The organism is Providencia sp. PROV174, from assembly GCF_028480685.1.
In the GTDB taxonomy this organism is placed as follows: Bacteria; Pseudomonadota; Gammaproteobacteria; order Enterobacterales; family Enterobacteriaceae; genus Providencia; species Providencia rettgeri.
In genome coordinates this window covers 56,780-71,252 of record NZ_JAMPOT010000002.1, presented here as the reverse complement: position 1 = coordinate 71,252, position 14,473 = coordinate 56,780, and the positions used below count along the sequence as shown (strand labels likewise).

Sequence of the window (14,473 nt, the reverse complement as noted above, 5' to 3'; positions counted from 1 at the left end):
TGCGGCTTTCACCGCAAACAATTAGTACAGACGAGTACGGCGTGCGTTTTCGCGAGCCAGTTTCTTAGCGTGACGCTTTACAGCTGATGCTTTAGCGCGTTTACGTTCAGTCGTTGGTTTTTCATAGAATTCACGACGACGAACTTCAGCTAAAACACCTGCTTTTTCACAGGAACGTTTGAAACGACGCAGTGCAACGTCGAATGGCTCGTTTTCACGTACTTTAATTACCGGCATGTGCCTCTCACCTCAATAGAAATCGGTTTGTTGCTGGTACTGATTCACCAGCCTTCATTTAAAATGGTGCGGAATTTTACTTCAATGAGTACGGGTTTGTAAAGTGCCGTATAAAATTGAATCACACAAGATTACCTGATTTGCAGTTCATTTGATGAAAAAGCAAACAAAACCAGATAATAATGAGAATTAGCCACACGAAATTTTTTATTACAGGGGACTGATTATAGACTATACAGTCAGGAAAGTCAGCCTTTTGACAACATTAATTACGCGATTGAACGAAAATAGTGATAGACTTGCGGTTATGCAATAAACAAGGGTAGTGCAATGCGTGTTTTAGGTATCGAAACCTCTTGCGATGAAACTGGTATCGCAATCTATGATGATGAGCATGGCTTATTAGCCAATCAATTATACAGCCAAATTAAAGTTCATGCAGACTACGGTGGTGTCGTGCCTGAATTGGCTTCACGCGATCATATTCGTAAAACAGTGCCGTTAATTCAAGCAGCATTGAAAGAAGCCAATTTAACAAGCCAAGACATCGACGCAGTGGCCTATACTGCGGGTCCAGGTTTGGTTGGGGCTTTAATGGTTGGCGCAACAGTAGGGCGTTCATTAGCTTTTGCATGGAATGTTCCCGCCGTGGCCGTTCACCATATGGAAGGCCATTTATTGGCACCGATGTTAGAAGAGAAAAGCCCTGAATTTCCTTTTGTCGCGTTACTGGTTTCTGGTGGGCATACTCAGCTTATCAGTGTGACGGGAATTGGTGAGTATGAGCTGCTAGGCGAATCCATCGATGACGCAGCAGGCGAAGCGTTTGATAAAACAGCAAAACTATTAGGTTTAGACTACCCTGGTGGCCCAGTGTTATCTCGCATGGCGGAGCAGGGTACTGCGGGTCGTTTTGTGTTTCCTCGCCCAATGACCGACAGACCAGGGCTGGATTTCAGCTTCTCAGGACTAAAAACCTTTGCAGCCAATACCATCCGTGAAAATGCGGATGACGACCAAACCCGTGCGGATATTGCGAGAGCCTTTGAAGATGCTGTGGTAGATACCTTGGCAATTAAATGCAAACGTGCTTTAGAACAAACTGGTTTTAAACGTTTGGTGATGGCGGGGGGCGTTAGTGCTAATCGCGCACTTAGAGCTAAAATGGAAGACGTTCTCAAACAGCGTGGCGGTGAAGTTTTTTATGCACGCCCTGAATTTTGTACGGATAACGGCGCAATGATCGCGTTGGCGGGGCTTATTCGCCTTAAAGGTGGAACCTCGACAGGGCTTGGGGTGACGGTTCGCCCACGTTGGCCTTTGGCAGAATTGCCACCGTTAGAAAAATAGTGTTGTTGGTGTACTCCTATTTTTGTAAAAGGGCTGGGATAACAGCCCTTTGTTATTCAGTTAAGTACTAATGTAAAATAACGACCGCATCTTCCAGCCGGCTTGACCGTTCTTTTACCATCTTCGATGTCTCTGTGCTTTGTTCTACCAGTAATGTGCTTTGTTGTGTGATAGTTTCGAGCTCACTGACTGCTTGGGTAATATCGGCTATCCCTGCCGCTTGTTCAGAGGTCGCTTGGCTAATATGGGTGATCAATTGCGTGACGTTTTGTATTTGGTCAACAATCTCCTTCATGGTATCCCCTGCCGTATGGACTTGATTTTTCCCTGAATTGACTTTCTTTTCACAATCATTAATTAATTCGCGAATATCATTCACCGCGCTTGCACTGCGGCTTGCTAGGCTACGAACTTCATTTGCGACAACGGCAAAGCCTTTGCCTTGTTCACCTGCTCGTGCGGCTTCTACCGCGGCATTTAACGCAAGTATATTGGTTTGAAATGCGATGTCTTTAATCACGTCAGTGATGGAGTTAATTTTGCTGGTGCTGCTGACAATTTCATCCATGGTATCTACAACGGCTTCCATCATGGCGCCCCCATTCACTGCTGTTTTGCTCGTTGTATTCGAAAGTTGGTCAACTTGAATCGTGTTATCAGCATTCATTTTTACGGAAACGGCCATTTGGTTCATTGTTGCAACGGTTTGTTGCATATAGCCGACGGTTTGCTGAGTGTGAGTTTCTAATTCGCGACAATCGGAGACTAAAGATTCACTGCCTTTGCGAACGTTATCAACTTGTTCGGAGACATCTTTGATTAACCAACGGCAAATTAGCCCAAGTTGCCCGATAGAACGTAATATTAAGCCAATTTCGTCTGTGCGCTGCATATGGTTAACGCTATGTCGATTTCCTCGTGCAATACCAAGTGCCTGTTTGGTCATGTTTTCCAGTGGAGTTGCTAGCATTTTTTCAAGTATCACATTACCTGCCAATAGTATGATAAATGTACAGGCACTCATCAGCAGTAGAGGTGCGTTTGGCTGCAAAATAAAGCTAGCCGTAATGAGCCAAAGAATAAATAAAAGACTCATGATGAGTCGGATACGTGAACGTGTTGAATATGTTGAAAAGTGAAATGGTAATTTTTTAGAAAGCACAATCCCCTTAAAAATTTTTTGTTGGCTTTTATTTTCATTCATTGCTGCATAGAGCGGTTCTACCGTTGCAATTTCTTGGCGTGTTGCTCGAGTTCGAATGGACATATAGCCTGTAATAACACCTTTGCGCTCCACTGGGACAATATTGGCTCGAACCCAGTAGTGGTCACCATTTTTCCGCCGATTTTTCACAATGCCAGTCCAGGGTTCTCCTTTTTTAAGTGTTGCCCACATGTCGGCAAAAGCTTCTTTGGGCATATCCGGATGGCGGATAATATTGTGTGGACGTGTTAATAATTCATCTAATTCATAGCCACTAACCTGCACAAAGAAATCATTAGCGTGAACAATGTTTCCTTGCAAATCGCTGGTTGTCATTAATGTGATATTTTCATCTAACACATATTCATTTTGAGTGATATAAGGAGTTCTGCTCATTATAAATACCATTATTATTGTTTAATTTTCCTTTTATATAGTCGACAGTTTTTAAATATTCCTTAGTAATAAATTTGCAATAATTTAACTTTTTTTTAAAAGTGTGCGCTAGTTATGGCAAAAATGTAACGTAGCACAAATTGCTACCAGTACAGTTTTAAGGAGGGATATCACGCTGTTGTTATCAATGGAGTTTTTTAGGAAATTTTAAACAAGGTAAATAGCATAAAAAAGAGCTGAAATCAGCTCTTCTTAGGGAAAATCAAATGTCACCATTAGTCGTCGAGTTCTTGTTCTTTAGCTTCTTGGGCTATTTCTTTATTGGTTTTTCGTTTTTTATTTTTCAGTTTTTGCCAAATACGACTTTCTTGACCACGCCAAAGGCGCTGTATATTACCGTGATGGCGAACTAACACTAAACAAGATAGCATAGCGACCGGGAAGGTGAATTCAGGTTTAAACCACCAAACATAAAAGGGGGCAAGTAAGGCGCTGACAATCGCTCCTAGTGACGAATAACCACTAAGCAACACCGTCAGTAACCATGTTCCTGCGACTAAACCAGAAAGATCCCAACCAATAGCAGCAATTGAACCAAATGCGGTTGCTACCCCTTTTCCGCCTTTGAAGCGAAAGAAAATGGGATATATGTGGCCAAGACAGGCTGCAATTGCAACAAAGCCAAGATAGAATGGTTGCACATTTAAATAATAAGCAAGCCAAACTGGGATCATCCCTTTTAATACGTCACAAATGAGTACTCCGGCAGCGGCTGCTTTACCGCCTACACGTAATACGTTAGTTGCACCAGGGTTACCAGAGCCGTGTTGACGGGGGTCGGGTAGTCTCGCCAAACGACAGATCAGTATCGCACTCGAAACTGAGCCGCAAAGATAGGCGAAGATTATCATGCCAAGCGCGGTTGCACTCATAGCTAGCTCCAAAAACGGTTAAGGCCATAAATTCACTTCAGTCTTGGATAATACGCATATTTTTGCTGAAGTGGTATCAATTCAGTACATAAATGAGAAAATGACGTGATGGATATCGTATTTATTGAGCAATTATCAGTCATCACCACGATTGGTGTATATGACTGGGAACAAGGTATTGAACAAAAACTCGTGCTCGATATCGAAATGGGATGGGACAATAAACAGGCCGCGATGAGCGATAATGTTGAATTTTGCTTAGATTACGAAAAAGTGACTAATTGTATTGTTGAGCACCTAGAGAACAATAAATTTGCGTTAGTTGAGCGAGTGGCGGAAGAAGTTGCCCAATTATTGATGGGAAGATTCAAAATGCCATGGGTAAGGCTAAGAGTATCTAAGCCGGGGGCTGTCGCCAGAGCACACAATATGGGTGTCTTGATAGAAAGAGGCACAAAAACCGTTTAACTGTTTAAATAATTGCTGGCGGTATTGAATCGCCAGCAATACGTATTTATACATGAGGCACGATTATTTGTTGTTGCTGCCAGTTGGCGATAGCCTCAATACGTTGTCGGGTGAGTTCTTGGCGAATTTCAGGGCCTTGAAAACCTTGCTCAACAATAGGTTTGACCTCAACTGATTGTGCAATGGAAAAAGCTTGTCTGAAATACTGCCCTTGTGGGTAAGCCTGCTGCTCAAGGCCTAATCGACCTCTAGCATCCGCTTCGCTGATTAAACTCAGTTGTTCAATACGTTCTGGTTTACGCCAACTATCAAGTCCATCAAAAATCGCAACTAGATCATTAGCATATAATTTATTGATAACATGGATTTTATCATGATATCGTGCCGCTAGACGAGCTAAGTCACGAGCCGTGGTTGGTACTTTTAATCTTGCACAGAGTGCTTCTATTAATGGAATACCCGCTTCACCGTGGTTTGGATGGCTTGGCCAAATATCGGGTGGTGTCAGAGCCTTGCCTAAATCATGGCACAATGCGGCAAAGCGAATATCCACATCCTTAGATAAGCGGGAAATCACTTTCAGTACCATTAGAGTGTGGATACCTGTATCAATTTCAGGGTGCCATTTTTCAGGGGCCGGAATGCCAAATAGCGCATCAATTTCAGGAAAAAGTACAGTTAAAGCACCGCATTGGCGTAAGACGTCAAAATACACCTGGGGAGAATTTGATTTCAGCGCTTTTTCTGTTTCCGTCCAAACTCGCTCGGCGGTGAGATGAGATAACTCCCCTGTAGCGGCCATCGTTTGCATTAAGGCGAGTGTTTCTGGTGCGATAGTAAAACCATGCTCAAAGTAGCGAGCGGCAAAACGTGCAACCCGTAAGACCCGTAGAGGGTCTTCAGAAAACGCATCGGAAACATGGCGTAAAATGCGCTTATCGAGATCAATGACACCGTGGTATGGGTCAATAATTTCACCTGACTCACTTTGTGCTATCGCATTAATCGTTAAATCACGACGCAGTAAATCATCTTCGATAGTGACATCCGGTGCGCTATAGCAGCTAAAACCGGTATAGCCTGCACCAATTTTACGTTCTGTTCGGGCTAAAGCGTATTCTTCATGGGTTTTTGGGTGCAAAAAAACAGGAAAATCTTTTCCGACTTGTTGAAAACCTTGCGATAGCATTGCCTCGGGGGTTGCGCCAACCACCACGTAGTCTCTGTCTGAAATAGGCAGCCCAAGCAGTTGGTCACGTACTGCTCCACCCACGAGATATACTTTCATTTGAATGGCCTCAATTACATCCAGCCGTCATTACGTTTTTTACGACGTGGAATAATGTGCGGTAAAATTAGGCCTAAAATTAAGCCAACACCAGCAACACCACCACCATACATAAACCATTGTAAGATCAATTCGCGACGGCGATCGTCTAAGTTAACTTCTGCAATTTCCAGCTTCTTACCTGACTTGATCAACTCGTTTTTTAATTTTTCATTTTCAGCTTTCAGTTGGCTGACGATATTGTCATTATCAGCGACTTTTTGCTGCATATCAGCCGTTCGTGTATTCCACGTGCTGTCAATATTGTCGAGCTGTTGGCGTAGTTTTTGGTTCTCAGCTTCAAGTTCTGGAATTCGGGTTTTCATACTTGGCGTATTGCTGAGTTGGTCAACGGGTAACCAGACCGTTTTGCCTTTTTCATCACGGACTTGTGCGAACTTGTTATCTGTGGAGAGCAATTCAACCGCTTCCCCGGCATTGAGCGTGCCTACAATACGATATTTTGTGCCAGGTCCACTATGAACGTATGTGGATAAATCATCTGACACATAACGTTTTTCTGCTGCATGTGAATTTAAGGAAAGGCCTAGCCCCATGATTGAAATTAATAATAATGGAATTTTTCGCATGGTATTTACAGTCTTTTGATGGTGAGTGAGTTTTATATTATTTGAATATTAATGAGTAAAGTGTAAGGGTGCAAACCCTAAACGCAGATGTCTCTACACTCTAAAGGAGAATGAGAACTATCCTAACTGTCTAAATTACCCTTATTTTTACTCTATTTTCAATATAACTCACTGAAAGAAATATGACAGGTAGAATTTTTGATTCCCATACAGATTCTTTTCTCAGCTTAGCTCGATTGGGGTAATATGAGAGAAGTGAAATAATTAAATAAGGATATGTATGAGCCACGTAGAGGTTGAACTCAAACTTGCCGCTAAGAGTTCCGCAATAGAGGCTGTACGGCAGTGTCTATCGACATTGTCTCACCAATACAGTGAGCCGATGAAGTTAACTAATATCTACTTTGATACGGCAAATAAGCAGCTACGTCAGTGGGATATGGGCTTACGCATCCGAGGTTGTGATGGTCGTTATGAAATGACCATGAAAACAGCAGGGCAGGCGATTGGCGGTTTACACCAACGGCCTGAATATAATGTTGACATTGATTCGCCAGAGCTTGATTTAGCTGCATTACCCGCTGAAATTTGGCCCGAAGGAACTGATATTTCTCAGCTTCAGCCTGAATTGAATATCCTCTTTAGCACTAATTTTACCCGTGAAAAATGGTTAGTGACTTTTGAAGATAGCGAAATAGAAGTGGTTTTTGATCAAGGCGAAATTTCCTCAGGCGCAAAGGATTTGCCTATTCAAGAGTTTGAATTAGAGCTCAAAAAAGGCTTTATTGCTGATGTACTTAATTTAGCAAAGAAATTTGCAGATATCGATGGTCTGCATTTGTCATCACTTAGCAAAGCTGCGCGCGGATATTCATTGTTATCGCCGCCAACAGAACCATTAACTCGCCCAGACTCGTTGTTTGACTATGAAGAGCAACCTCTCGAAAAGTCATTAACTCATATGCAATTACTTTGTCAACAGCATGAAGCCTATTGGCTAGCCAATGGCAGCAATGCGCGCCAAGGCTTTAGTGAGTTTTTACGCTTTGTTCAGGCATTTTTAGTTCATTACCAAAATTCAGCGCCTCATTTTATTCATGACACTCCGCTAGAGCAATTACGTTCAGATATTGCCGATGAAGCGGTTAGCGCTGACGATTTTTGCTATAGCAGCCAGTGGTTAAAATGTAAATTAGCCTTTATCCAATGGTTAAGTGCTTTAACCTATCAAGAAGCCCATTAAGGTACTGATAACATGCATGCTTTTCCTGAATTATTGCAAAGCCAAGGTGAACGCGTTTTAAGCCAATTAGCAGAACAAGCGAATGAATTATTACCGTTAAATGAACAAGAAATTCAAGTGCTTACTTTTAGTGATTTTGTGTTAAAGCAGGTATTGGCACATTCTCGGTTTTTACTTGAAATTCGCTCTCAACCACCCAAAGCCGATGAATGGAAAAGTTATGCGTCATGGTTAGCTCAAGACTTGTCATCTGTTAACAACGAAGAGCACTTGATGCAAGTGCTGCGCTCATTTCGTCATCATATGTTAGTGCGCTGCGCATGGATGCAAGTACTGGAAATAAGCTCGCAAAAAGAAACGATTTATCAGCTCAGTGTATTGGCGGAAACCTTGGTTGTTGCGGCGCGCGACTGGTTGTATCAAGAATATCGTCAGTTATGGGGAACGCCTTGTAATGTAGAAGGAAAACCTCAGCCGCTATTGATTTTAGGAATGGGAAAATTAGGGGGCAGAGAGCTCAATTTTTCTTCAGATATTGATCTGATTTTTGCATACCCAGAAAATGGGGTTACCCAAGGTGGCAAAAAAGAGTTAGATAACGCGCAATTTTTTACCCGTTTAGGGCAAAAATTAATTCGTGTACTTGATCAAGTGACTGAGTATGGTTTTGTCTATCGGGTCGATATGCGTTTGCGGCCATTTGGTGATAGCGGGCCGCTGGTTTTTAGCTTTTCCGCGCTTGAGGACTATTACCAAGAACAAGGGCGCGATTGGGAACGCTACGCGATGGTTAAAGCTCGTATTATGGGCGCTGATAGCCTCCATTATGAGGAGTGTTTGCGAAAACTTTTGCGTCCTTTCGTCTATCGTCGCTATATTGACTTTAGCGTGATCCAATCCTTACGCAATATGAAAAATATGATTGAGCGGGAGGTTCGGCGCCGTGGTTTGGTCAATAACATCAAATTAGGGGCTGGAGGCATTCGTGAAGTTGAATTTGTTTCACAGGTTTTCCAGTTAATTAGAGGGGGACGGGAACCTGTTTTACAGTCACAATCCTTATTTTCAACGTTACAAGGCATCCGAGAACTCGCATTATTAACCGAAGATCAAGTTAATATTCTGCAAGATAGCTACCTTTTCTTGCGTAGAGCCGAAAATTTACTGCAAAGTATCGATGACCAACAGACACAAACTCTCCCTGAAGATGCTTTAAACCAAGCGCGTTTAGCGTGGGGAATGGGGTTTGCTGATTGGCCTGCATTTTATCAGGTTTTGAGTCAGAAAATGGCGGCAGTGCATCAAATATTTACTGAGCAAATAGGCCAGGAAGATGACACTGAGAACAATGATGTATTTGATGAAATCTACATCACATTATGGCAAAGTGAATTATCAAAAGAAGAATTAGCCACCTATTTACCGTCTAAAAATGAAGAGATTGCACAACGCATTATTCATGGCATAGTGATGTTCCGTCATGACCTCAATAAACGCACAATTGGCCCTCGTGGACGGGATGTACTTGATGAATTAATGCCTAAATTATTGGCTAAAGTCGGTGAGCGTGATGATGCAGGACAAGTTATTGAGCGTATCACACCACTGTTATTGAGCATTGTTAGCCGCACAACTTACCTAGAGCTAATGCTTGAATTTGATGAAGTTTTGACGCACGTTATTCGCCTATGTGCGGCTTCACCAATGATAGCAGAGCAGTTAGCCCGTCACCCATTGTTACTTGATGAATTGCTCGATCCTCAATCGTTATACCAACCTCTACCATTAACCGCTTACCGTGACGAGTTGCGCCAATATTTAATGCGCGTTCCTGAAGATGACGAAGAACAACAACTGGAAGCATTACGTCAATTCAAACAAGCCCAGTTATTGCGTATCGCTGCTGAAGATATTTCAGGTGTTTTACCCGTAATGAAAGTCAGTGATCATCTGACTTATCTCGCCGAGGCGATTATTGATGCGGTAGTACACCAAGCATGGCAAAAAATGGTAAAACGTTATGGTGAGCCAGCACATCTAGCGCAAAGTGACAAAAAACAATATGGGTTTGCGGTATTAGGTTATGGAAAGCTAGGCGGCTGGGAATTGGGCTATGGCTCTGACTTAGATCTCGTTTTTCTTTTTGATTGCCCTTTAGATGTGGTTACCAATGGTGAACGCTCCATTGATGCACGCCAATTTTACTTACGTGTTGCTCAGCGCATTATCCACTTGTTTAGCACTCGAACACCTTCAGGCGTGTTGTATGAAGTTGATGCGCGGCTCAGGCCTTCCGGTGAGTCAGGGATGTTAGTCAGTACGATACAATCATTTGATGATTACCAAAAAAATGAGGCTTGGACATGGGAGCATCAAGCGCTCATACGAGCCCGAATGGTATTTGGTGATGAGGATTTACAACGGCAATTTATACAGACTCGCCACGAAACTCTGTGTATGCCAAGAGACCCTCACACTTTGCAGCAGCAAGTGCGTGATATGCGGTTGAAAATGCATCAGCACTTAGGAAGCCATCAAGCCAATGAGTTCGATTTAAAAGCCGATCCCGGTGGGATCACTGATATTGAATTTATCGCACAATACTTAGTTTTACGTTTTGCCACAGTAAATAATGTGTTAACCCGTTGGTCCGATAATGTGCGTATTTTCGAGTTGATGGCGCAATATGGCTTTATGCCAGAAGATGAAGCGAATGTCTTAACTCAAGCGTATGTTACGATGCGTAATGAACTTCATCACTTAGCATTACAATCATTGCCAAGCCGTGTTGAAATGACCCAATTTACTCAACAACGTGAACAAGTTTTAGCGAGTTGGCAAAAATGGCTTGAGGAATAAGGAATAAACGCATTTTATTTAGCTAAATAGCGCAATATGCTAGTATTGTTGCTAATTATTATCAGATTTCCTTTTTAAAACTGGAGTGCAGGATGAAAGTAACTCTTCCGGATTATAAACAAGCCGGTGTGCTGGTGGTTGGTGATGTTATGTTAGACCGTTATTGGCATGGTCCTGCAAACCGTATTTCGCCAGAGGCCCCTGTTCCGGTCGTTAAAGTCACGATGGTAGAAGAGCGTCCCGGTGGTGCGGCTAACGTCGCGATGAACATTGCCTCGTTAGGGGCAAATTCACGTCTTGTCGGGTTAACTGGGATTGATGACGCGGCAAAAGCACTGACTGAAAACTTAAATGCGGTGCAGGTGCGTTGTGATTTTGTCGCTATTCCAACCCATCCAACGATTACTAAATTACGTGTACTTTCACGTAATCAGCAACTTATCCGTCTTGATTTTGAAGAAGGTTTTGACAATGTTGATGTCGCACCTGTGTTGGAACGCATTGAACAGGCGTTACCTCATATTGGTGCTCTGGTGTTATCTGATTACGCGAAAGGGGCATTAACTCATGTTGAGAAGATGATAGCGCTTGCCAACAAGGCCAATGTTCCCGTCTTGATTGACCCGAAAGGCAACAATTTCGAACGTTACCGCGGGGCAACATTACTAACGCCAAATATGTCTGAGTTTGAAGCGATTGTTGGGCCATGTAAAAACAATCAAGACGTTGAAGAAAAAGGCATGAAGCTGCTTCAGTCATTGGAGCTTAAGGCACTGTTAATTACGCGCTCAGAACAAGGTATGAGCTTAATTCGTCGTGATGAAGCGCCATTGCATTTACCGACTCAGGCGCAAGAAGTGTTTGACGTAACAGGAGCCGGGGACACCGTAATCGGCGTACTTGCAGCATCTATTGCATCTGGCCGGCCATTACATGAAGCCTGCGCATTGGCTAATGCCGCAGCAGGCGTGGTCGTGGGTAAATTAGGGACCTCCACGGTTTCGCCAATTGAATTGGAAAATGCCATTCGTGGCCGTGCTGACACCGGGTTTGGTGTGATGACCGAAAGTGAATTGAAACAAGCCGTTGCGAATGCAAGGCAGCGCGGTGAGCGTGTGGTGATGACGAATGGTTGTTTTGATATTCTCCATGCAGGTCATGTGTCGTATTTAGCCAATGCACGTAAATTGGGAGACCGTCTGATTGTGGCTGTAAATAGCGACGCATCGACACGCCGCTTAAAAGGTGAAACACGTCCCGTCAACCCACTGGAGCAACGTATGACCGTTCTAGGGGCGTTAGGCGCGGTGGATTGGGTCGTGGCTTTTGAAGAAGACACGCCGCAACGCTTAATCGCAGAAGTACTGCCAGACATCTTAGTTAAAGGGGGGGATTACCGCCCTGAAGAGATAGCGGGCAGTGCGGAAGTGTGGGCCGCGGGAGGCGAGGTCAAAGTACTTAACTTTGAAGATGGTATCTCAACAACCAATATTATCAAAAATATTATGAAAACCAGCTAATTTATTATTAGCTATAAAAAAAACCTCACTATGGAACTTCAAGCCAAGTGAGGTTTTTATTTGTCTAGAATTAGTTTGACGTCAATTGTTGACGTCATATTTTTTTTAAATTGTGATATCACAATATGACGTCATGGAATAGACGATGATAAAAATGAGGGAACTGAGTTCCAAGCACCGTAAACGATGGTGGATATACTCACAATTCCACCAAAGTCAGGGATCAAATGGGGTGATGTAACAAGTCTAGTTGAGCATTTCGGCGGTGCTATAAAGTATGGAAGTGGTTCACGTCGCAGGTTTGTTTTACAAGGTTCTTTATTTCTGACACATCAGCCTCATCCAGGGAATACATTGGATAAAGGCGCTGTGAATGGTTTACGTGAGTGGCTAGAAAATACGATAGGGGTGGAATATGATTAAAAGCAGTAATGTGATGACGATAGACGGTCACCCTGCATCAGTTATCTATGATGCTGAAATTAAAGCCTTTCGTGGCAAATTTTTAGATGTCAGTGGTTACTGTGATTTTGTAGCTGATAGCATTGAAGGGTTAAAAAAAGAAGCTCGTATTTCTTTGGCGGAATATATTGCAGTTTGCAAAGAAGAAGGAATTGATCCGTTCAAAGAACAAGAAACAGTAAAATCATTTACGTTACGTTACCCGAGCCGTTTAGAAGCATATTTAAATGCAGCGACAGCAGCTTATAATATTTCGAAAAATCAGTATATTGTCGAATTGATTGAACGAGAATTGTTGTCTGACTCGGTGGTAAAATAACGTCAAAAGTGACCCTTATGATTAGGCGTCACTTTTAATTTTTAGGTTACTGTGTGTTTTTTTCTTCGCTAAAGTGAGCTTCGAGTGCGCTAACACGTTGTTCCATTTTCGCTAATTTTTCGCGGGTACGTAATAAAACTTGAGTTTGAATATCAAATTCTTCACGGCTGACTAAGTCTAATTTACCCAGTTGTGATTGTAATAGTGAACGCAGTTTTTTATCGAAATCTTCACCTAAATCACGTACGCCTTGCGGTAAAGCGCCTTGAATTTGGCGGGCAACTTGTTCAATTTTTTTCGGATCGAGCATTCGCGGGTCCTTCAGTTAATCAAGATAATATTAAGTGTAGTGTAATACCTCTTTTCGCCTTGTGCTAGCTCGAATTAGTTAGTGAAAAGGCCTCGTTGTATTATCTGTGACGAAAGCAGCTTGCTATTCGTCTAAGGTAGTGAAATTAACCGTGATAACTCTAAGTTTTTATTCATGTTTTTTGACTAAAAGTGTGAGTCATTCGCCAATTTTGATTATCAACGTTGCGAACTTGAATTATTGGCGTTATATTAATTGCGTATATCTCAGGGCGGGGTGAAAGTCCCCACCGGCGGTAAACATGCATCACGCATGAAGCCCGCGAGCGCTTTACCATTTTGTGGTAAAGGTCAGCAGACCCAGTGTGAATCTGGGGCCGACGGTTATAGTCCGGATGGGAGAGAATTAACTGTATCTGCATGTTTGTGCTGTTACGCACAATAGTGTTCTACATACCTGAATAGGTAAAAGCCTGTTGTTGGCTATTTATATATTCACCATTTCTCGTATTCCTAAGACTGCCTTGATTCTGGTAACTAGTTAATAACTATTTAAGAGGTTTTTTACCATGGATCATTCGCTACTTTCTGTATTCGGTAATCCTATCGAGCGTGTTGAAAATGCTATCGAGGCTTTACGCCAAGGTAAGGGTGTTCTTGTTCTTGATGATGAAGATCGTGAGAACGAGGGCGATTTAATTTTTGCTGCAGAAACCATGACCGCTGAGCAGATGGCATTTACCATTCGTTATAGCAGTGGGATCGTATGTCTTTGTATCACTGAAGAACGTCGCAAGCAGCTCGAATTACCAATGATGGTGGAAAATAACACCAGCCAAAACCAAACGGGTTTTACGGTAACCATCGAAGCGGCAAAAGGCGTGACAACAGGTGTTTCTGCGGCGGATCGTATCACCACTATTCGTGCTGCTATTGCTGATAGTGCGGTTCCTGCCGACCTAAATCACCCAGGCCATGTTTTCCCATTACGTGGGCGTGATGGTGGGGTATTAGCGCGTCGTGGCCATACTGAAGCGTCTATCGACCTTGCAACTCTAGCGGGTTTCAAACCTGCCGGTGTGCTGTGTGAGTTGACTAATGATGATGGCTCTATGGCTCGCACCCCTGAAGTGGCAGCATTTGGTAAGCAGCATGGTTTGACGGTTGTGACAATTGAAGATTTAGTGCAGTACCGTCTTCAGTCCGAGAAGAAAGCGAGCTGATCCTCGTCATATTTCGAGGAAGAGTTCTAGATAG

The 14,473-nt window shown here is 43.0% G+C and carries 13 protein-coding genes, 1 pseudogene and 1 riboswitch; of the genes and pseudogenes, 8 read left to right on the top strand and 6 right to left on the bottom strand.

Going from position 1 to position 14,473, the window contains the following annotated elements:
• Positions 1-21: 21 nt before the first annotated feature.
• Positions 22-237 carry a 30S ribosomal protein S21 gene (rpsU, locus tag PSE60_RS00540; protein ID WP_001144069.1) on the bottom strand — a complete coding sequence of 72 codons (216 nt, stop codon included), beginning with the start codon at positions 235-237 and terminating at the stop codon, positions 22-24.
• 330 nt (positions 238-567) lie between these two features.
• On the opposite strand from rpsU, the gene tsaD reads away from it, so the two are divergent.
• Positions 568-1,587 carry a tRNA (adenosine(37)-N6)-threonylcarbamoyltransferase complex transferase subunit TsaD gene (tsaD, locus tag PSE60_RS00535; protein WP_210835442.1) on the top strand — a complete coding sequence of 340 codons (1,020 nt, stop codon included), beginning with the start codon at positions 568-570 and terminating at the stop codon, positions 1,585-1,587.
• 67 nt (positions 1,588-1,654) lie between these two features.
• Here the strand turns inward: tsaD and PSE60_RS00530 are convergent, their stop codons facing one another.
• Positions 1,655-3,187, bottom strand: a complete 1,533-nt coding sequence (locus tag PSE60_RS00530) for a methyl-accepting chemotaxis protein (protein ID WP_272664285.1) — start codon at positions 3,185-3,187, stop codon at positions 1,655-1,657.
• Positions 3,188-3,462: 275 nt separating this feature from the next.
• Positions 3,463-4,119 carry a glycerol-3-phosphate 1-O-acyltransferase PlsY gene (gene plsY, locus PSE60_RS00525; RefSeq protein ID WP_004908566.1) on the bottom strand — a complete coding sequence of 219 codons (657 nt, stop codon included), beginning with the start codon at positions 4,117-4,119 and terminating at the stop codon, positions 3,463-3,465.
• A gap of 108 nt (positions 4,120-4,227) precedes the next feature.
• Between plsY and folB the strand changes: the two genes are divergently transcribed.
• A complete protein-coding gene (gene folB, locus PSE60_RS00520; RefSeq protein ID WP_272664328.1) occupies positions 4,228-4,587 on the top strand; it encodes a bifunctional dihydroneopterin aldolase/7,8-dihydroneopterin epimerase in 360 nt (119 codons plus the stop codon).
• Positions 4,588-4,633: 46 nt separating this feature from the next.
• On the opposite strand, the gene PSE60_RS00515 is transcribed toward folB, so the two are convergent.
• Together PSE60_RS00515 and PSE60_RS00510 are read right to left on the bottom strand one after the other, a co-directional pair.
• Positions 4,634-5,875 carry a multifunctional CCA addition/repair protein gene (locus tag PSE60_RS00515; RefSeq protein ID WP_272664284.1) on the bottom strand — a complete coding sequence of 414 codons (1,242 nt, stop codon included), beginning with the start codon at positions 5,873-5,875 and terminating at the stop codon, positions 4,634-4,636.
• 14 nt (positions 5,876-5,889) lie between these two features.
• Entirely contained in the window at positions 5,890-6,504 is a 615-nt protein-coding gene (locus PSE60_RS00510; protein ID WP_272664283.1) for a TIGR04211 family SH3 domain-containing protein, read from the bottom strand.
• A 280-nt stretch (positions 6,505-6,784) separates the two neighbouring features.
• Here PSE60_RS00510 and PSE60_RS00505 point away from each other — a divergent pair, with 280 nt between their 5' ends.
• The 5 genes and pseudogenes from PSE60_RS00505 to PSE60_RS00485 all read left to right on the top strand — a co-directional run bounded on the left by PSE60_RS00505 (position 6,785) and on the right by PSE60_RS00485 (position 12,907).
• Complete coding sequence (locus tag PSE60_RS00505; RefSeq protein ID WP_272664282.1) at positions 6,785-7,747, top strand: CYTH domain-containing protein; 963 nt, start codon at positions 6,785-6,787, stop codon at positions 7,745-7,747.
• 12 nt (positions 7,748-7,759) lie between these two features.
• Positions 7,760-10,606, top strand: coding sequence for a bifunctional [glutamate--ammonia ligase]-adenylyl-L-tyrosine phosphorylase/[glutamate--ammonia-ligase] adenylyltransferase (glnE, locus tag PSE60_RS00500; RefSeq protein ID WP_272664281.1), 2,847 nt, complete (start codon positions 7,760-7,762; stop codon positions 10,604-10,606).
• 92 nt (positions 10,607-10,698) lie between these two features.
• Positions 10,699-12,126 carry a bifunctional D-glycero-beta-D-manno-heptose-7-phosphate kinase/D-glycero-beta-D-manno-heptose 1-phosphate adenylyltransferase HldE gene (hldE, locus tag PSE60_RS00495; RefSeq protein WP_272664280.1) on the top strand — a complete coding sequence of 476 codons (1,428 nt, stop codon included), beginning with the start codon at positions 10,699-10,701 and terminating at the stop codon, positions 12,124-12,126.
• 145 nt (positions 12,127-12,271) lie between these two features.
• Positions 12,272-12,549: pseudogene (locus PSE60_RS00490) on the top strand (type II toxin-antitoxin system HicA family toxin).
• Complete coding sequence (locus PSE60_RS00485) at positions 12,542-12,907, top strand: type II toxin-antitoxin system HicB family antitoxin (RefSeq protein ID WP_272664278.1); 366 nt, start codon at positions 12,542-12,544, stop codon at positions 12,905-12,907. The pseudogene PSE60_RS00490 and the gene PSE60_RS00485 overlap by 8 nt, the downstream one beginning before the upstream one ends.
• A gap of 46 nt (positions 12,908-12,953) precedes the next feature.
• Here PSE60_RS00485 and ubiK read toward each other — a convergent pair whose 3' ends face one another.
• Positions 12,954-13,217, bottom strand: a complete 264-nt coding sequence (ubiK, locus tag PSE60_RS00480; RefSeq protein ID WP_210835414.1) for a ubiquinone biosynthesis accessory factor UbiK — start codon at positions 13,215-13,217, stop codon at positions 12,954-12,956.
• A 258-nt stretch (positions 13,218-13,475) separates the two neighbouring features.
• Positions 13,476-13,627, top strand: a riboswitch (FMN riboswitch).
• Between the two features lie 158 nt (positions 13,628-13,785).
• Between ubiK and ribB the strand changes: the two genes are divergently transcribed.
• The gene (gene ribB, locus PSE60_RS00475; protein WP_210835412.1) at positions 13,786-14,439 is read left to right on the top strand and encodes a 3,4-dihydroxy-2-butanone-4-phosphate synthase; all 654 of its coding nucleotides are present in this window, start codon (positions 13,786-13,788) and stop codon (positions 14,437-14,439) included.
• Positions 14,440-14,473: the final 34 nt, after the last annotated feature.

Coding starts and splice junctions, on each gene's coding strand:
- PSE60_RS00505 (WP_272664282.1), top strand. CDS start 6,785: ATGAGCCACGTAGAGGTTGAACTCAAACTTGCCGCTAAGAGTTCCGCA.
- ubiK (WP_210835414.1), bottom strand. CDS start 13,217: ATGCTCGATCCGAAAAAAATTGAACAAGTTGCCCGCCAAATTCAAGGC.
- PSE60_RS00530 (WP_272664285.1), bottom strand. CDS start 3,187: ATGAGCAGAACTCCTTATATCACTCAAAATGAATATGTGTTAGATGAA.
- PSE60_RS00485 (WP_272664278.1), top strand. CDS start 12,542: ATGATTAAAAGCAGTAATGTGATGACGATAGACGGTCACCCTGCATCA.
- plsY (WP_004908566.1), bottom strand. CDS start 4,119: ATGAGTGCAACCGCGCTTGGCATGATAATCTTCGCCTATCTTTGCGGC.
- rpsU (WP_001144069.1), bottom strand. CDS start 237: ATGCCGGTAATTAAAGTACGTGAAAACGAGCCATTCGACGTTGCACTG.
- hldE (WP_272664280.1), top strand. CDS start 10,699: ATGAAAGTAACTCTTCCGGATTATAAACAAGCCGGTGTGCTGGTGGTT.
- ribB (WP_210835412.1), top strand. CDS start 13,786: ATGGATCATTCGCTACTTTCTGTATTCGGTAATCCTATCGAGCGTGTT.
- folB (WP_272664328.1), top strand. CDS start 4,228: ATGGATATCGTATTTATTGAGCAATTATCAGTCATCACCACGATTGGT.
- PSE60_RS00515 (WP_272664284.1), bottom strand. CDS start 5,875: ATGAAAGTATATCTCGTGGGTGGAGCAGTACGTGACCAACTGCTTGGG.
- tsaD (WP_210835442.1), top strand. CDS start 568: ATGCGTGTTTTAGGTATCGAAACCTCTTGCGATGAAACTGGTATCGCA.
- PSE60_RS00510 (WP_272664283.1), bottom strand. CDS start 6,504: ATGCGAAAAATTCCATTATTATTAATTTCAATCATGGGGCTAGGCCTT.
- glnE (WP_272664281.1), top strand. CDS start 7,760: ATGCATGCTTTTCCTGAATTATTGCAAAGCCAAGGTGAACGCGTTTTA.